General features: G+C 49.2%; 13 protein-coding genes. 11 read left to right on the forward strand and 2 right to left on the reverse strand.

Features of this window, described 5'->3' with window-relative positions:
* Positions 1–13: 13 nt before the first annotated feature.
* From iolD to PODO_RS01845, 11 genes are all read left to right on the forward strand, one after another.
* Positions 14–1987, forward strand: a complete 1974-nt coding sequence (iolD, locus tag PODO_RS01795) for a 3D-(3,5/4)-trihydroxycyclohexane-1,2-dione acylhydrolase (decyclizing) (protein ID WP_038568349.1) — start codon at positions 14–16, stop codon at positions 1985–1987.
* 39 nt (positions 1988–2026) lie between these two features.
* The gene (iolE, locus tag PODO_RS01800; protein ID WP_038574038.1) at positions 2027–2923 is read left to right on the forward strand and encodes a myo-inosose-2 dehydratase; all 897 of its coding nucleotides are present in this window, start codon (positions 2027–2029) and stop codon (positions 2921–2923) included.
* Between the two features lie 281 nt (positions 2924–3204).
* The gene (locus tag PODO_RS01805; protein ID WP_038568352.1) at positions 3205–5454 is read left to right on the forward strand and encodes a helix-turn-helix domain-containing protein; all 2250 of its coding nucleotides are present in this window, start codon (positions 3205–3207) and stop codon (positions 5452–5454) included.
* Between the two features lie 379 nt (positions 5455–5833).
* Positions 5834–7444 carry an extracellular solute-binding protein gene (locus tag PODO_RS01810; protein WP_038574040.1) on the forward strand — a complete coding sequence of 537 codons (1611 nt, stop codon included), beginning with the start codon at positions 5834–5836 and terminating at the stop codon, positions 7442–7444.
* A gap of 74 nt (positions 7445–7518) precedes the next feature.
* A complete protein-coding gene (locus PODO_RS01815) occupies positions 7519–8421 on the forward strand; it encodes an ABC transporter permease (RefSeq protein ID WP_038568353.1) in 903 nt (300 codons plus the stop codon).
* 25 nt (positions 8422–8446) lie between these two features.
* Positions 8447–9319 (forward strand): carbohydrate ABC transporter permease, encoded by an 873-nt coding sequence (locus tag PODO_RS01820; protein WP_038568356.1) that lies wholly within the window; start codon positions 8447–8449, stop codon positions 9317–9319.
* A gap of 34 nt (positions 9320–9353) precedes the next feature.
* Positions 9354–10304, forward strand: coding sequence for a sugar phosphate isomerase/epimerase family protein (locus tag PODO_RS01825; protein ID WP_038568359.1), 951 nt, complete (start codon positions 9354–9356; stop codon positions 10302–10304).
* A complete protein-coding gene (locus tag PODO_RS01830) occupies positions 10304–10990 on the forward strand; it encodes a hypothetical protein (RefSeq protein WP_038568362.1) in 687 nt (228 codons plus the stop codon). The genes PODO_RS01825 and PODO_RS01830 overlap by 1 nt, the downstream gene beginning before the upstream one ends.
* 28 nt (positions 10991–11018) lie before the next feature.
* The gene (locus PODO_RS01835) at positions 11019–12767 is read left to right on the forward strand and encodes a hypothetical protein (protein WP_038568364.1); all 1749 of its coding nucleotides are present in this window, start codon (positions 11019–11021) and stop codon (positions 12765–12767) included.
* 326 nt (positions 12768–13093) lie between these two features.
* Positions 13094–13702 carry an RNA polymerase sigma factor gene (locus tag PODO_RS01840; protein ID WP_038568366.1) on the forward strand — a complete coding sequence of 203 codons (609 nt, stop codon included), beginning with the start codon at positions 13094–13096 and terminating at the stop codon, positions 13700–13702.
* Positions 13663–14625: a hypothetical protein gene (locus PODO_RS01845; RefSeq protein WP_038568369.1), complete on the forward strand. Its 963-nt coding sequence runs from the start codon at positions 13663–13665 to the stop codon at positions 14623–14625. Before PODO_RS01840 ends, PODO_RS01845 begins: the two co-directional genes overlap by 40 nt.
* A gap of 452 nt (positions 14626–15077) precedes the next feature.
* Here the strand turns inward: PODO_RS01845 and odhB are convergent, their stop codons facing one another.
* Together odhB and PODO_RS01855 are read right to left on the reverse strand one after the other, a co-directional pair.
* Complete coding sequence (odhB, locus tag PODO_RS01850; protein WP_038568372.1) at positions 15078–16364, reverse strand: 2-oxoglutarate dehydrogenase complex dihydrolipoyllysine-residue succinyltransferase; 1287 nt, start codon at positions 16362–16364, stop codon at positions 15078–15080.
* A 52-nt stretch (positions 16365–16416) separates the two neighbouring features.
* Entirely contained in the window at positions 16417–19284 is a 2868-nt protein-coding gene (locus PODO_RS01855) for a 2-oxoglutarate dehydrogenase E1 component (RefSeq protein ID WP_036682783.1), read from the reverse strand.
* Positions 19285–19320: the final 36 nt, after the last annotated feature.

The following is a 19320-nucleotide window of genomic DNA, read 5'->3' on the forward strand; positions in this document are numbered from 1 at the left end:
AGGGAGGCTTCATGTGGATACGATTAGATTAACGACGGCGCAGGCGCTGGTGAAATTTCTGAACCAGCAATATGTGGACTTTGGCAATGGACCGGAGCGTTTTGTACACGGTATATTCACCGTTTTCGGCCACGGCAATGTACTTGGTTTGGGGCAGGCACTTCAGGAGGCGCCGGGTGAGTTGACGGTCTATCAGGGGAGAAATGAGCAAGGAATGGTTCATACGGCGACTGCCTTCGCGAAGCAGAGCCGCAGACGGCGAATCATGGCCTGCACCGCTTCGGTAGGGCCGGGTTCAGCCAATATGCTGACAGCCGCTGCCACTGCGACGGCGAATCAGATTCCCGTGCTGCTGCTCCCCGGCGATACCTTTGCCACCCGTCAACCGGACCCGGTACTTCAGCAAATGGAGCACACCTACAATCTGTCGATAACGGTCAACGATGCCTTCAAAGCGGTGAGCAAATATTGGGACCGGATTTATCGGCCAGAGCAACTGATGACAGCATTGCTGAACGCGATGCGTGTGCTGACTGATCAGGCAGATACCGGGGCAGTCACGATTGCGCTGCCGCAGGATGTGCAAGGGGAGGCCTGGGACTATCCACTTGAGTTCTTCCGCAAGCGCATCCATCGGATCGTTTCCCGTACTCCGCATCCGGATGAGCTTGCTGCGGCAGCTGATCTTATTGCCAGCAAACAGCGACCTCTGCTGGTCTGTGGGGGTGGAGTCCGGTATGCAGATGCAGGGATGGAATTACGTGCATTTGCAGAGAAATTCGCCATCCCATTCGGTGAGACGCAAGCCGGAAAAAGTGCCGTGGCAAGCGACTGTGCCTACAATCTCGGTGGCATAGGAGTTACCGGGAATGGCTGTGCTAATACGTTGGCCGCAGAAGCGGATCTGGTGATCGGTGTGGGTACCCGGTTTACGGACTTCACGACAGGTTCGAAGAGTTTGTTCGCCCATCCCGAGGTGGAGTTCCTGACAATTAACGCTTCCCTTTACCATGCCTCCAAGCTGGATGCGCTGGCTGTGGTCTGTGATGCTGCCGAAGGTCTTAGAGCGCTGTCTGCCACGTTAGAGGAGCGCGGTTACCGCACCGCTTATACAGATGAAATTGTAGTGGCAAAAAGGGCATGGGAAGTGGAAAGAAAGCGTCTATCTGACGTGGAGTATACGGTGAATCAGAAGGCAGATCGTTCAGATCGTCCAGATCGTTCTTCAGTTTCCTTCGTGCCGGAAGTTGCCGGACATCTTGACGAGAAGCTATCTGAATATGCGGCGAAGTTGAACACTTCGCTGGCGCAAACACAGGTACTCGGGATTCTCAATGAATATCTTCCGAAAGACGCCATTGTGATAGGAGCCGCAGGCAGCTTACCGGGCGACATGCAGCGGATGTGGAATTCCACTGTGCCGGATACTTACCATATGGAATATGGCTTTTCGTGTATGGGGTATGAAATCTCCGGTGCACTCGGTGTGAAATTGGCGGAGCCGGACCGGGAGGTATATGCATTGGTGGGCGATGGCAGCTATCAAATGCTGCATTCAGAACTAGTGACGAGCCTTCAGGAGAACAAGAAGATCAACGTCATTCTGCTAGATAACATGGGGTTTGGCTGCATTAACAACCTGCAGATGGAGCAAGGACTGGATAGCATGGCGACTGAATTCCGCTACCGGGGCCCGGAAGGTCAGCTGAGCGGCGAACTGATAGGCATAGATTATGCAGCAAGTGCCGCGGGATATGGAGTGAAGACCTTCCGTGCGTCAACGGCTGAGCAGCTGCGTGACGCTTTGAGGGAGGCTCAGCTGCAGGATCGTTCCACCCTAATCGACATTAAGGTGCTGCCCAAGACAATGACACATGGTTACGGAGCCTGGTGGAATGTTGGTGTTCCAGAAGTGTCCGGCAGTGAGGCCGTTCGGGCTGCCCACGAGCAGAAGCTTGAACAGCTTGGAAAGGCCCGCAGTTATTAGTATTAGTAATACTGTGAAACGGAAGGGGTAGAATCGATGATGTTCAAAGAACATGCGGTCAAGCTGGCGATTGCTCCTATCGCTTGGACTAATGATGATATGCCTGAACTGGGAAAAGACAATACCTTTGAACAGTGCATTAGCGAAATGGCGCTTGCCGGGTTTCAGGGAAGCGAGGTGGGCAACAAGTATCCACGCTCTCCGGAACGGCTGCGCCGGGCACTGGAGCTTCGTGGACTTGAGATTGCCAGCGCTTGGTTCAGCGCGTATCTGACTGTGCGGCCATATGAGGAGACAGCGGAGGCTTTTTGCGCGCATCGTGATTTTTTATATGAGATGGGTGCGAAGGTGATTGTCGTCTCAGAGCAAGGGCGGAGTATTCAGGGACAAATGGATACGCCGCTATTTGCTAATAAACCTGTATTCACAGAAGCGGAGTGGGCCGCACTTGCCGATGGACTGGGTGGGCTTGGCCGGCTGGCTGCTGAAAAAGGTATGGCGCTTGTATACCATCATCATATGGGGACAGGGGTGCAGACTGGGGGCGAAATTGCTAAGCTAATGGAGCTCACGGAACCGGAAGAGGTGTCCCTGCTGTTCGATACCGGTCATCTAGCTTTTGCCGGTGAGAATCCCTTAGAGGTGCTGCGCATCCATCTACCTCGGATTAAACATGTCCATTTGAAGGATATACGTCCGGAGGTTGTTCAGCGTGTGCTGCGGGATCAGCTCAGTTTTCTCCAGGCTGTAAAAGCGGGCGCATTCACCGTACCTGGCGATGGATGTATATCCTTTGCGGAGATTTTCACCGAATTGGCAAGTTACTCTTATACGGGATGGTTTGTAGTGGAAGCGGAGCAGGATCCGGCACTTGCCGATCCACTGGAATATGCGATCAAGGCGCGCCGTTATATCAGAGATCTGAGTGGTTTATAGGCCGAGGAGGGCTACCACTTGGTGCTTGGCGGCTGCTCGGACAGATTTATATGCGGGGGTTCACGGCTATGGCTGTGCGCACCTCGCCTTTTTAATGAGCGGGTGTAAAATACGAATGGCTTCGTTGGTCGGGTTCATGTTGTATGTGTTATAATGGCAGCAAATTAGGCGGAAGAGTTTCCATTTCCATGATGGTGCAGCCAAATATCTATGAACTACTCGTGCATTAACGGCTAAACCGTGGCCGGGTATCCTAACGGTTGTACAGAGGGGGTTATCTATTGTTCCGTTCCTGGTATCGCCGATTACTGCTGTCCTACTTTCCTATTTTTTTGCTTACTGTGACGATACTGATTTTTGCCTCTTTTGTATTTATTAATGATATTTCACGAATGGAAACCAAAAAAGCGGACCGTATCACCGCCAGCTATCTTATGGATAATGTGGACCGAACGATCAAGGAAGCTGAATTGTCAGTGCTGGAGGCTGCTGAACGCAGCGATGCTTATAAACGTTATTTTAACAATCAAGGCCAGATTGATATGGCGACCGTCTACGCTGTTGCCCAGAATCTACGCAGCTTGACGCGTGAATCGCCCTATATTCAGTCCATCTATCTTTATGACAAGAGAAATGAAAGCGTTTTAACAGAAACTGGATTAAAGGACCTTTCAGGATTTGTAGACGAGGATTGGATTGGCCGCATCACCTCCGGCTCTTTATCGGAAGGCTGGCAGCCTGTTAGGGAATACAAAGATGAATTTCAGCGTACGTCTATACGTGTGCTTACCATAAATAAAGGAATGCCGCTGCCCTTCGGCTCGGAGGGAGTGCTCGTAATCAATCTCAAGATGAGCGGAATGGAACAGATCGTCGACGGTATGGTCAACGAACAGTTGTCCTTTCTGACCATCTTTGGCGCAGATGGACAGGTGGTCTATCAGGCCCATTCGGACAGTGAAGGTGCCAAGAATGGGAAGCAGTTGAACACTTTATATATGGAAAGGCTTGGCTGGACGTTTTCCAGCGGGATCAAAACGGGCAGTCTATTCAGCTGGGTGTCGGTGATTTCTTACCTTTGGGTAGCTATTGCCTTAGGTACGGTTGTGTGCGCGATTTTTTACCTGATCTATGTTACGCGGCGGAACTATAAACCAATTCAGGTGATTATGAACCGGATTGAAGGCCATCAAATTCGCAAGCTGGACCAATCCAACGACAGACCGGACGAAATGATGCTCATTGACGGGGTGCTGGAAGATCTAATCAACCATATGACGGATTATGATAAGAAAAGCAGAGAGAATCTGCTGTTACAGCGCAGCAAGCTTTTCAACGATCTCTTGCAAAGCGAACGGTTGGACAATGTCGTCCAGCGGATGGAAGAGCTGTCGCCGCTCTCCGGAGCTCATTCCACATCCCGCTTTATGGTTGTGCTAAGCGAAATCAACCGCTACGACAAGGTTTTTCAAGATCGGTATACAAGGGGCGATCAGAACACGCTTAAATTTGCCCTGATGAATGTCTTTCAAGAATTGGCGCGGAGTGCGGAATTGCAGGCTTGGGCGGAGTGGATTGGGACTGACCGGGCGGCAATTCTCTTCCTGACCACAGGAAGTGATGAAGAGATGGCAGAGAAAATCCGTGTATTCGCTGAGGACTGCCGCACCTGGGTGGAGCAGAATTTGCGCCTCTCCCTAAGCTTCGCTATCGGGCCAGTGGCGGCTGGGCCAGGGGAGATTCGCGATTCCTATGCGGCAGCGGAGAATGTGATGCAGCACAAGCTTTTAATGTACGAAGACATCGCTTTAACGGAATTTGGAGAAACGCGCCAGCCGCTTCTTGAGACATTCAAGTATCTACAAATGATTGCTGAGTTTGTTAAGCAGTTCCGGATGTCGAGCGGCCAATGGCGGGAACTGCTGGAAGGTGTTTTTGATGGTTTTAAACAGGATTATTTACAAGATGATGATATTCGCTCTCTAATTCAGGCCATGCTACAGATGCTGAGCCGGGAAGTGGCTGTCATGTCTGAGCAGCTGCAGGATGAGCTGTCAGCGGAAAATGCGGAGAAGCAGCTGAAGCGGCTGGAAGAGGCAGAATCCATAGATGAAATGAAGGGGATTTTGTTTGAGTATTTGACTGATTTATTCCGCACTTATGTTTCTGTCAGTGAGACTAAAAGCTACCGGGCGATGGTAACCGAGATGAAGAACTATATAGAAGAGAATTTTACAAATCCCGATCTCTCCTTAAAGCATTTGAGCGACCGGTTTCAGGTATCCGGCAAATATGCCAGCTATCTATTTAAAACAGAATTTAAAATGAAATTTGTTGATTTTCTAACAGAGCTACGCATGAAGGAAGCCGAAAAGCTTTTAGTGGAAACGGAATGTTCGCTGCAGGATATTGCACTCCAGGTGGGGTATGCGAATGCAATTACATTCGGCAGGGTATTCAAACGAGTATTAGGAATCACGCCGGGTGACTACCGTTCTTTAAAGCGCGGGCGCGGGACCTCCAGACTATAGGCTGCCGACTTTATTAATCCAATAGCAAGTGAACAATAGTTTTTTATAACCGCATCTGTGCACGCCAACCTCTATGATGGGGGCGCGAACACCGATGCGGTCTTTATTTTCACACTTTTGAAAGCGGTTTATTCTACGAAAATGGTTTGTATAGATAAACCGGAAGTCCGATTTTGCTGGGATATGAGCATCCGAAAGAGGTTTATTGTCAGACTGCCGAAATTCGTGAAATACTGTGGGCATCCAGAACAACAAGCGACCCAGTAGCACGGCAGTAAAAAGCATCACGAGCTATGGATTCCGCTGGGGATGGATAGAGTTAAGGCTAGGGGATCATAAATACACCATTAAAGCCTGCAAGGGCGAAGGGGATGGAAAAATGACAGTGAACGTACATCAAGGAGTTCTGAAGAAAGCAATCGGGATCGGATTAACCGCAATAATGGGCGTTTCTCTGCTAGCAGGCTGTTCCAATGATTCTAAAAACAACACAGCATCCGAGGGTGCCGCAGCCGGCGAAAGTGCCAAGCGCGTTACATTAAAGGTGGAAGTGTTTGATCGCGGCAACAGCCCAGCCCCTCATACCATTACCAATAACTACTTAACTAAACTAGTGCAGGAAAAGTTCGGAGATCCGAATAACATTGATGTGGAATTTGTACCTATCCAACGTTCTGAGGAAGTTACCAAGCTGAATGTTTTGATGGCGAGCAATACGGATGTGCCCGATATCGTATTTACGTATGATTCCAGTGTGTTTTATCGGTATGCCCAGCAAGGTGGCTTGACTGATGTCGGAGAAATTCTCGATGAATATGGCCCGAATCTGAAAAAGTTTATTGGCGAGGATACGCTGGCGTTCGGCCAGCTTGAAGGCCAACAGTATGCGATCCCTGGTAAACGGGCGATCACAGGCCGTTATAGCTCCTACATCCGTCAGGATTGGTTAGATAAATTAGGATTGCCTGTGCCAACGACGACCGATGAGCTGTACACCACTTTGAAAGCGTTTAAAGAAAAGGATCCGGGCAATCTCGGCAGCAAAAACATCCCGATGGGCATGGCACTGGCACCAGCCCAATTCGAGACGTTGATTTTCTCTTTCATGAAGCCGATCAGCGGCGATCTGACCTACAGCCAACGTTATGAGCTGCCGCTGCATGAGGGCTTTAAGGATGCCCTGCAATTTCTTAATAAGCTCTACAATGAAGGGATGATCAGTAAGGACTTCAGTCTGGACGAGGATAAAACACAGTTGGCCAAGGATATCCAGAACGGCAATGTAGGCTACTGGTCGGAGGATGTGGATGTCTTGTTCTATGCCGATGGTACCCTAGATAATCTCTACAAAAATGTAGAGGGAAGCAAGGTGCTGCCGGTAGACGTCTTAACCAACGCCAACGTTGATAACAAGCACATTAAATCCCGGTATGCCTCCAACGGCATGTACATCATGATTCCGAAGAGTAGTAAACGCGCCGTGGAAGCCGTTAAGTATCTCGATTGGATGGCTTCGGATAATAATCTGATTGATATCCAAAATGGCGTTGAAGGTGAAAACTACGATCTGGTAGACGGTATTCCAGTGGCTAAAACAGATGTTTCCCAGGAGTTCGCCGATCGTCTGTTTAACGCGGGTGACATGGCCATTATCTCCAACGGCAAAAACATTGGTGATCAGGCCACTAATGAAAAAGCATGGGCGCTGGGCTTCCCGGAACGTAACCGGGAGATGCTGACTCAATCAATCGCTATCGCCAACGCTGACACGGTGGGTCCGCTCGTCTTCGGCAAGCCGATAGAAGCGGAATCCCAATATGGCACAACGCTTAAAGATAAGCTCAACGTAATTATTGTAAAGACAGCAATGGCCAAACCGGAGCAATTTGAAGCGGTTTACGAGCAGGAAATGAAAGATTATATGACTTTGGGCGGAACCAAGCTGAAAGAGGAACTGGAGAAGTCGTTTAAGGAACTTTCAGCTCAATAAACAAATATATAGTGAAAACCGGGGGGAGATGGTGCTGCGCTCCACCCGGTTTTTCTCCTTAGGAGGAAAACGACTTGAGCAAAGCGACATACTTTAGACGGTATTGGCAATTGTACGCGCTGCTTTCGCTGCCTATTATTTATTTCCTGATCTTCCGCTATGGTCCGATGTATGGTGTGCAGATTGCTTTTAAGGATTTCAATTTGTTTCAAGGGATTGGAGGCAGCGAGTGGATCGGCTTTGATGCGTTCCGCGAGGTTTTTGGAATGAGAGAGTTCTATACCACCTTGCGCAATACCTTTATGCTGAATTTTCTGGATTTGCTGGTCTCTTTTCCGGCTCCGATTATCCTGGCGATTATGCTGTTCGAAATTCGTTCGGTGTGGTTCAAGAAAATATCGCAGACGATTTTGTATATCCCCCACTTTATTTCCTGGGTGATCATCGGGGGGATTGTGTATCAATTATTCGGCAACCAGTCCGGTATGGTGAACGGTGTGCTGGAGAGCTTAGGCCTTACTCCCATTCCGTTTCTGACTGAAAAAAATCCCTGGCTGATCACTTACTTATTCACAGGCGTCTGGCAAAGTGCTGGTTGGGGGACTATCCTTTATCTGGCGGCGTTAACCGGTGTCAACCGAGAGCTGTTTGAAGCTGCTGAAGTGGATGGAGCGACAAGGCTGAAGAAAATCCGTTACATTACGCTTCCCAGTATAAAACCAACTATCGTGACGCTGCTTATCCTCAATCTGGGGAAGATGGTCAGCATCGGTTTTGACCGTCCTTACATTATCGGTAACACTGCTGTGCGTGAGTATTCTGATGTGCTTAGTACCTTTGTGTACCGGGTGGGTCTAGAATCCGGACAATATACGTTGGCTACCGTAGTCGGATTGTTCCAGGCTGTGGTGGGACTGGTGTTTATTTTTGGCTCCAACTATATTTCGAAAAAAGTGACCGGAGACGGTATTTTATGATAAAGAAAGAAGGAGGCGGAGTGCTATGAGTGAACGTACCTCAAACCGGATATTCGATATCGTCAATATAACGTTTGTTGCCTTGTTCGTGTTGTTCTGCTTGGCTCCGTTTTTGCATGTGATTGCCGTGTCGCTTAGTTCCAACCGGGCAATTACTTCTGGAGAAGTAACGATTTTCCCCATTGAATTGAACTGGAATGCATACATTAATGTTTTTTCCAATAATGCGATGATCCGCTCTCTTGTCTTTACGGTTATTCTGACGTTTGCCACAACGGTGCTATGTATGCTTTTCACTGTCGCAGCAGCTTATCCGCTGACCAAAAGAAAATTGAAGGGCCGCAAATTTTTTATGTATCTGATCGTTATCACCATGTTTTTCAGCGGTGGTATTATTCCTGAATATTTGTTGATCCGTGATTTACATTTGATTAATTCGGTCTGGTCGCTTATTCTGCCAGGTCTGGTCAGCCCCTTTAACCTGATTATCCTGATCTCCTTTTTCAATAACATTCCTGCCAGCCTGGAGGAATCCGCCGAGATCGATGGCAGTTCCCATCTTCGTACACTGATGAGTATTATATTGCCGCTATCCATGCCGGTTATGGCCACGTTGGCTCTTTTCTACGCAGTGGGAAGGTGGAACGGCTTTCAGGATTCTCTGATGTATATCAATAATCCTGATTTGTATCCGCTCCAGCTTAAGCTGTTCCAGATGGTGCAGAACAACATGGTATCCGAACTGACACAAATGGAAGGTGCTAACCGGACCCCACTGACACCAGAGAGCCTAAAAGCGGCCACTGTTATCTTTGCAACAGTACCGATCCTTGCCGTATATCCATGGCTGCAGAAATATTTTGTCAGCGGGGTAATGCTTGGTGCCGTAAAAGGTTGAACCGTAAGCTGTAACAAGGGAGGAAAACATAATTATGGAGAACAAAGGCATATTTTCGTTCTCAACTTGCTGGAACATTAAACGCCACACTGCCGGTGACGCCATGCTGCGGGAAATCCGCGATCTCGGCTTTCAGCGGGTGGAGCTGAACTATAATGTGACTAAGGAAATGCTGGAAACGATCGAGCCGATGCTTGAGCGGGGGGAGATGGGGATCTCCAGTGTCCACAACACCTTCCCGCATGTGCATGACTCCGATTATGGCACAGATTCCGTGCTGCTAGGTTTTGAGGATGAGGAGAAGCGGCAGCGGGCGATTGAGCTGCTGATTGGCTCGGCTAAGTACGCTCAGCGTTACGGAGGAGAAGCCGTTGTTGTGCATCCCGGTGAGGTACCCTTTCCAAATGATATCAGCAAAGAGCTGGAGCAAATTTATAACGGAGAGGGTAGAGATTCTAACGCTTATCGCAGCAAATGGGCGGAACTGATGGAGCGGCGGGAAGCTTACAGCGCCGGCTATGTGCAGAAAATTATTGAAAGCCTAGATGAAGTATGTAACCGGGCAGTTTCTGAGGGGCTAAACGTCCGCTTTGGTATCGAAACACGTTCCAAACCGCAGCAGATTCCGACGCTTGCGGAAGCCAAAACGATTATTAAGGCGCTAAAGGGAGCGCCTGTGGGCATATGGTATGACACCGGGCATGCCATTATGATGGACCGTTTGGGTTTGTACGACAGTGTGGGGGAAATGGAAGGTCTGATGGATGATATTGTAGGTGTTCACATTCATGAGACCATCGGTCTGTCTGACCACTGGTGCCCTTATGTAAACAGCGGGAATATGGAATTCTATGATGCGTATCTGCCGATGATTGAACGGGCGCAGGTCAAAGTGTATGAGCTGAAGGCAGCTTGCCAGCCGGAAGAAATTGATGAAAGTCATCGGCTGCTTATGGCCAAATTGGCGCGTAGAGGGCAGGTCTGATGTTGAACGATGAAGACCGTAGGTTAGCTATGAAGTATGCTCCGCGCTTATTTTTCGATCAGAACGAGCCGTTTTTTCCGGTACGTCTCGGTATAACGGTGATGCGGCAGGAGGAGGAGTCTCCTTCCTTCCGGCGCCGTCTAGCTGTGAAGCATCCGGATGTGCAGTTCGTTGTGGAATACGCGATTTATTACGATTATGATATTCAGCATTTATATGATCTGGAGCATGTGTGGGTTTACATCGGTAGAAACGGGGAAGTGGTGGATGCCGAAGCGAGCTTTCACGGGAAATTTCTTAAAGCGCTGCTGCGCGGGGGCAGCAATCTAAGCGGAACACGGGTGGACCTCTATGTCCAACCCGGCAAGCATGCCCTCGCCCCGTTCCCTGAAGTCTTTGAGCTGTTACCAGGATTCGCATCCAGTACACAGGATGGGGCAGGTGCGGAGGGTCTGATTTATGGTGACTTTTTCCGCGATATACTGGCATCGGATGAAGAAACTGACCGTCTTGTCCACCGTTATCTGCAAACCTGCCGGTTCACGCCTTCCCTGTCCTATTCGATCTGGGAATATGCGGACCGGGAGGAATTGTTCGTTTCTTGGATTCAACTGTTCACGGAAATTCCTGAACGTATCCGACAAGAGCTGGTGCGGCTTCAGCTCCTGTTACCACCCAGACATTGAGCAGATTGTTAACATGGAGGGAAGTATAATGTACAAGCAACTGGTAGCCAGTAATGATAGAGCGTCAGTGGAGGGATTATCCCGGCAGGTACTTGATCCGACGAGCCGCTATTACGGAGGGACAATAGATCCGGGTACTGGCGTTGCCTGGGTTAATCATACGACCGGCACACCAACCGATATGTGTTATTGGGGAGCGGCTCTGGTTAACCCGGGTTCCGCATTCTACCGTGATGAGCTGCTTCTGGCCCGCCTGCTGCTGGCGACGGAGTTCGTGCTGCGTGCACAACATGAGGATGGCTCGATCTCTCCGGGCTGGACGAACTATCATTCTCCCCCGGACACAGCCTTTGTCATCGTCGGCTACGCTCAGCTATACCAACTGTTGGCGTCGCAGGATTGGGCACCACTGCAACAGGTGCTTGATAATATGCTTCTGTTTCTTAAGCGAACTATTCCCGTCATGCTTACAGGGGGCTGTCACACGCCGAATCACCGTTGGGTATTGTGTGCAGCACTGGGATTTCTGCATGAACTGTTCGGACTGGAGGAGGCTGTCCAGCGGGCGGATCAGTGGTTGGCGGAAGGGATGGATATTACACCTGATGGAGAATGGACGGAACGCAGCAACGGTATTTATAGTGCGGTCAGCGACATCATGCTGATTCATGCCGCTCGTCTGCTGGATCGGCCCCAGTTGCTGGAGCCAGTTCGTCTGAATTTACACATGATGGTCTATTTGGTGCATCCTAAGGGCGAAGTTGTGACCGATTATTCTGGGCGCCAGGATCTGGGGAGCTTTCACGACCTGTCTCCATATTATTTACCGTACGCTATTCTGGCCCGTTTCGATAAGGAGCCATTGTTTGCGGGGATGGCCGAATGGGCAGGCAGTGCACTGGAAAATCCGGGGGTCTGCTCTGTCAACGTACTTGTACGGATGCTGCTGGAGCCGGAGCTTCAGCAACCTTTTGAAGATTCGGCAGCTCTGCCTGTAAAATATGAGAAAATACTGAACGGCGATTTTCCGCGACACGGCTATCTGCAGGGTATGGAGAAGTCCGGCCATCAAGGGCGAATTTACCACAGCCGGCTGCATACTGATTTCGGAGCACCGGTTGCGCGCTACAGGGACGGGAACACTAGCGTGACCTTAATTACGGAGACGCCGTCTTTTTTTGCACTCCGTCACGGTGCCGTCAGGCTGCTTGCAGTGCAGCTGGCTTCTTACTTTTCTCCGGGATATGTACCGATGCAAAAAATGATCAAATTGCCGGAAGGATACCACCTGTCAGGAGAACAAAAGAAGGGGTATTACGGTCCTGTCGAAGGCGAACTGCTCCCGCAAACATCTGCGGAGCCGGTAAGCCCTTGGTATCTGCTCCCGCACCAGAGCCGCGCACTTACGCATGAACAGACATTCCGTGTGGAGACGGAGGTTCAGCGTACGGACAGAGGGTGGACCCTCCGGTTGCATGCTGAGGAGCCTAGAGAGGTTATGACACAGTTGTCTTTCGTTTTTGGACGGGAAGGATGTTTCACTTCGGGCGAATTGCAGGCTGTCGGAGAGGACCATTATCTCTGGAACGGCGGTAACCTCCGCTATAGTTGTGAAGAGGACTGGATTGAACTGACAGGGGGCGAGCTTGGCCATCTGGCGGCTACGGTGCGTGAGGCGAAGCTGCAGGATAACTGCAAGGCGGTGTTGGTCAATTTTATGACCCCGTTCGATAAGACGATTACGATCACTCTATCTCCTTCCATGATAAGAGAGTAGCCTTTGTACAATTTACAATCTAGTAGGCTTTGAAGTTACACCTCAGTCTTAGAATAATGAAGCCTTATTAAAAAACCTTCCATTAGAAGCAAACCTGGAGTTATCAGGTCTAATGGGAGGTTTTGTTATGCATCTGCTAAGCATAGACTCACCAGATTTTAACCGTGCATAATGGTATAAGTAAGAAATCCGGGCACACCAGCCGTCAGAAATTCAAATATTCTCCGAAGCTGTGATTATCACCTTTTATAAAATTTCCTTTAGTTTGGTTTACATAGGCACTTTTTTCGGCAGTCAAGTGTTATAGAGATATAAAGGTTAAGGAGGTGCTTACATCGCCACAGGATTCGCTAGACTCGACAGAGTTGGAAGAGCTAATCGTTAGGATTCAGGAGGGGGATTCCGAGCAGTATGCTTTAATTGTCAGAGCATTCCAAAAGCCGATCTATCGCTATTGCTATCGTTTGTTAGAAAACAAGCAGGATGCGGAGGACGCGGTTCAGGATATTTTGGTAAAGGGTTATCAATCTATCCAGCAATACAAATCGCAAATGCATTTCTCGGCTTGGCTCTATCGTATCGCATATCATCATTGCTTAAATCTGCTGCGCAGGCGTCGTCTGCACAAGCAAGTCATGCGTATTTTTCGTCCGGAAGTACTGTCTGCAAGCCCTGAACAGGAGCTGGATGCTCGGTTGTATAGTCCTTCATTGTCTGCAGCTTTAGCGCGATTGTCGCTTGAGGAGAGAAACATGCTTATTCTGCGGGTGTTTGAGGAACAAACTTATGCAGAGATAAGTGAGATTCTAGGGGTCAGTCCCAATGCGCTAACTAAAAGAATGAATCGGATCAAGCTAAAGGTTCAGGAAGCTATGAAGTCGGAGGAGGAGATCACATGGAAAGAAACAAAATCAGCAATGAATACCAAGATATAATTTATGCCTCGGCTGGCAATGAACTTTTGGATGAGGTAGATGTAGAAGATAAGGTCATGGGGCGTATTACTGGCATAACAGGTCGAAAGCGATCGTTCTCGCTGCGGGTGATGAATAAAACAACGGCAGTGGCTAGCATGTTAACGCTGTTTCTGCTGATCTCTGTGACTGCGTATGCTGCATCTGAATATATCCAAATCCGCAATAGTGAAGGAGTAGTGAAGGTTCAACATGTTGCGCCGACCGAATCTGCAGAGAGGTCTTCTTATGATAAATATGCGCAGCAAGCAGAACAGTTCGCTAAACCGGGTGAATTGATCGGCTATCTTGTGAAAAATAAAGCAGGTGCAGCAGGCTTGGCGACAGAATTGCAGTTTAAGTATAAAGAGCAGCGGATAGATGCGTATTCTGACTTTATAAAAGAAATCAAAAGAACAGGGGCGCCAATGCTTCCCGAAGCGGCAGCGGGGTACGCTTTTAAATATGGTGTAATCCATCCTAATTCTCCGACTACGGATACAGCTAAGCTAGGTTCTCTGTATAAGGAAACATTAAATGATCTTACCGCTCAGGCAAATAAGGACAAGGGGACGCGCAATTTGTTTATGAAGGCTATACCGTGGTCCGAGCCAGGGGGGCTAAGTGTAACTTATTCGAAGAACAATGCTTTTATAGGGATCTCAGCAACGCTCATGCATGGCGGCAAGGTTTTCGTGGAACAAACATCTGAGAATCAAGCTAATAAGCTCACAGTCGCAGGCACAGAAGTTATCTATAACAAGGTAGTAAGGGAAGAAGTCAGCTATGATTATCTGAATTGGTATAACGAGAAGCAGGACGCGTATTATACACTCACCAGCTATGGAGATGAGATTTTGACCATGGAGCAATTTTTACAGCTGGCTGAGGAGCTATTGAAGTAGAGTTTTGAAGTTTGAAGTTTGAAGTTTGAAGTTTGAAGTTTGAAGTTTGAAGTTTGAAGTTTGAAGTTTGAGGTTTGAGGTTTGAGGTTTGAAGTTAGTAGTTAGTAGTTAGTAGTTAGTAGTTAGTAGTTAGTAGATGCATGCGCTAAGTTAGTTGTATTATGTGCAATTAAAGTTCACCAATAGCTGTATATAGGTCGTTTAGTTGTATTTGATACAGTTATTACTGGTTAGATTAGTGGAAATAGACGTTTTTACGGATTTTAGTTGTAGAGAATGCAATTAGAGAAGAGGATATGAGCGGATCAGAAAGATATAAGTGTATAAAATACAGTTAAATCGTATGCAGGGAAGGCAGCAAGTCGATCCAGATATAAAAGAAGGTATCCCCAAAGCGAGAGCTGTAGGGATACCTTCTTTATATTCTTATGTCGTCGAAAAGTCGAAGAGCGTTAGCCTTCTAACAACAGTGCTTCTGGATCTTCCAGCAATTCCTTCACTTTGACGAGGAAGCTTACCGCTTCAGAGCCGTCAACGATCCGGTGATCATAGGAAAGGGCGATGTACATCATTGGACGGTTTACGGTTCTTTCTTCGTCCAGCGCGATCGGACGCAGTTGGATCTTATGCATCCCTAGAATACCCACCTGTGGTGTATTCAGAATCGGTGTGGATAACAAGGAGCCGAATACGCCACCGTTGGTGATGGTGAATGTTCCGCCTTGCAGCTCGGAGAGGCTGAGCGTATTGGCGCGTGCTTTGGAAGCGAGCTCGCCAATTTGGCGCTCGATTTCCGGGAAGCTGAGCCGATCCGCATCACGGACTACTGGAACTACAAGTCCTTCTTTCGCTGCAACAGCAATACCGATGTCGTAGAATTTCTTAACGACCAGATCTTCACCGTCGATCTCGGCGTTCAGCAGTGGATAGGTTTTAAGCGCACCGATCACGGCTTTGGTGAAGAAGGACATGAAGCCTAGTCCAACTTCATGTTTCTCTTTAAATGCATCCTTGCGACGCTTGCGGATGTCGAGGATCGCTGTCATGTCCACCTCGTTGAAGGTGGTAAGCATGGCCGCGGTCTGCTGCGCTTCGACCAAGCGGCTGGCAATCGTGAGCCGTCTGCGCGACATGCGCTTGCGCTCCACGTTTTTGCCCTCGTCCGGCGTGGCTTTGCTCGCTGCCGGCTTCGCTGGCTCCGGCTTGCCTTGCGGCGCCGGAGCTACCGGTGCAGCGGCCTGCGGCGCTGCTGCACCATGACCGGACACATCGGCCTGACCAATCCGGCCGATAGGATCACGGGCGCTAACCTCGCCGAGGTCGATGCCGCGCTCCCGTGCCAGCTTGCGTGCGCCCGGCGATGCCAATGCAGCGTGGCTGTCGCCACCTGCTGCAGGCACTTCGGGCGCGGCTACAGGCGCGGCGGCTGCTACTGCGTTGCCGCCTGCCGGAGCCGCTTTAGGCGCTTCGGCTTCGCTTTCAGCGGCCTGCGGCGTACTGCCGCTTGCGGCTCCAATGATGCCGATGGCTTCGCCAACGGCTACGTTCTCGCCCGCTTGACGCAGGATGGTGGAGATGACACCCTCCACCTCTGCACTAATTTCCAGATTGACTTTATCCGTTTCCAGCTCAGCGAGCACATCGCCTTGACCTACCGTGTCGCCTTCTTTAACCAGCCATTTGTAGATGGTTCCTTCGGATATGGATTCTCCCAGATCGGGTACTAAGATTTCTGACACAGGCCGTTTCCTCCCCAAACATAATGGTTTACGCTATTGTGATACCGTCCTCTTAAGAGGACGGTACAGCCGCTTGTACGTTCGAATTTGATTTTAGGGCTTCTGTTACAATTCTACGTTGTTCGAAGCTATGCACATCTGCATAACCACTGGCCGGGCTGGAACGTTCCGGACGGCCGATATATCTTACGCCGGCATTCTTTGGTGCGATGGCGCGTAACCGAGGCTCACTATAGCTCCAGCCGCCCATATTTTTCGGCTCTTCTTGCACCCAGACAATTTCCTGAAGGGAGCTGAAGGAGTTTAAATGTTCGCTTAACTCTTGTTCCGGGAACGGATAAAGCTGCTCTAGGCGAAGAACATGCAGCCATGACCAATCCTTATCCTGTGCTGCTTCCAGTTCTGTTTGGATGTCGATAGCGACTTTACCGCTGCAGACTACGAGCCGTTTAACTTCACTTGGTTTCTGGCCAAGCAAAGATTCAGCTAATACAGGCTTGAATTGTCCTGAAGCCAGCTCGGTTCCGGCAGAAGTGCTGCGCGTATTCCGAATGAGACTTTTCGGCGTCATAATGACTAGCGGTCTAGCATCTTCCTGCCCGCATAACGCTGCTTGGCGCCGCAGCAGATGGAAATATTGCGAAGCGGTAGTCAGATTAGCGACTGTCCAGTTCTCCTCAGCGGATAGCTGCAAGAACCGTTCCAGCCTACCGCTGGAGTGCTCAGGTCCCTGTCCTTCGTAGCCATGCGGCAGCATGATGACGAGATTGCTGCGCTGTGTCCATTTGGCGCGTCCAGCCGCAATGAACTGGTCAAAAATAACCTGACCCGCATTGGCGAAATCACCATACTGTGCTTCCCAGATTACGAAGGTTTCCGGTGCGAACACATTATAACCATATTCAAAGCCTAATACTGATGCCTCTGACAATGGACTGTTGTATACGCCAAAGGAGGCACGGGAATCGCTTAGCTGATGTAGCGGAGAGAATAAATCTCCTGTTTTACTGTCGTGCAGCACCAGATGGCGATGTGCGAAGGTTCCGCGTTGGGCATCTTGACCGCTCAGTCGGATGGGCGTCCCATTTTTCAAAATGGTAGCGAAGGCTAACGTTTCAGCCAGTGCCCAGTCGACCTTTTCACCCTCATTCAGTGCATCTTTACGACGTTGTAAAATGCGCTCCAGCTTCGGATAAACCTGGAATCCAGCTGGAACCGTCAACAGTTCACGATTGATCTCCTGCAGGCTGGAGATGGATACCGCTGTAGTGTTTGCCGCTGCGCGGTCCGTTTGTAGAGGAATGAAGGCTTTGGGTTCTTTTTTCTTATGATTGCCTTCCTTCATATTATCGTACGCACGCTGCAATACGCTTTCTGCTTCAGCATTCATCTTTTGCACGTCTTCGGCGGTAAGAACCTTTTCGTTTTTCAGTCTCTCTGCATAAACCTTGTAGACGGTCGGATGATTGCGAACCTTGCCGTAGACAATAGGTTGTGTGGTTTCAGGATCATCCATTTCGTTGTGACCATGACGGCGGTAGCCGATGAGATCAATTACGAAATCTTTTTTGAATTGATGGCGGTATGCGCTAGCTAAACGTACGGCTGCTACGCAGGCCTCTGGGTCATCAGCGTTGACATGGACTATCGGGATTTCATACCCTTTGGCGATGTCACTCGCATAATGCGTAGAACGGGAATCTTCACTTTCAGTCGTAAAACCAATTCGGTTATTAACAATGATATGGATCGTCCCACCATTTTGATAACCTTGAAGTTTGCCGATATTAAGCGTTTCTGCAACAATTCCTTCACCTGGAAAAGCAGCATCACCATGCATCAGCACCGCCATAGCTTTACTGGTATCAATCTTCGGCAGTCCTGCAGTGCTCCGATCTTCTTGTGCGGCACGAGTGAAACCTTCCACGACAGGATTGACGAATTCCAAGTGACTTGGGTTATTCGCTAGTGTTATTCTTGTGCGTACGGTTTCTCCTTCACGGACAGCACGGTCTGCACCGAGATGGTATTTCACATCACCTGTCCAGCCATAGTTAATGCCTGTGGAGCCTTCGGAAGGGAAAAGCTCCTTGTTCGGAGAATGATGAAACTCTGAAAATATGATATCATAAGGTTTGCCCAAAATATGTGCAAGAACGTTGAGGCGACCGCGATGCGCCATGCCCATCAAAATATGCTCTGCACCGTCATGTGCAGCAGCGCGTACGATTTCGTCTAACATCGGCACAAGAGCATCATTGCCTTCAAGACTGAAACGCTTCTGACCTACAAAAGTCTTGTGGAGGAAGGTTTCAAATTGCTCTACCTGAATCAGGCGGTTCAGGAGCTCTTTGCGTTCTGTATTATTCAGGGGTGCTGGTGAGCTGGTGGATTCTGCCTGTCTATTTAGCCATTGCAGTTCTTTTTCTTCATGCACATGCCCGAATTCATAGGCGATAGTCTTGGTGTATGCCTGACGCATACGTTGCACGGCATCCCACCCGGTATGCACATCATTCGGCGCATTTTCCCATATAAGCGTGGCAGGCAGTGCAATCAGGTCTTCGCGGGTCAGCCCATAGGTTTCAGGCTCAAGATATTTTGCCATGGGATTCTGATCGCGTACCAGCGGATCAATTTCAGCGGCCATATGGCCATATATACGAATATTGGCGATTAGCTTGGAAGCTCTTACTGCTTTTCTAAGCCATTCGGTGTCTCCCGAGATGCGCGGCTGAGGAGCCGGTTCGCTATCCGGAGTTAGGGGAGGGGGTCCCGAATTTGTAAAAAGCTCGCGATAATTATTTTCTACGGTGGAGGGATCTTTCACAAACTGTTCATATCTTTCTTGAATGTAGCCTAAATTGGGTCCGTAATACTTACTCCAAATGGATTCGTTATAGGGCTCTTTGGCTGCCATGAATACATCCTCCTTAACGGATGAACTCCATACGTG

Source organism: Paenibacillus odorifer, assembly GCF_000758725.1.
Lineage (GTDB): Bacteria > Bacillota > Bacilli > Paenibacillales > Paenibacillaceae > Paenibacillus_AQ > Paenibacillus_AQ odorifer.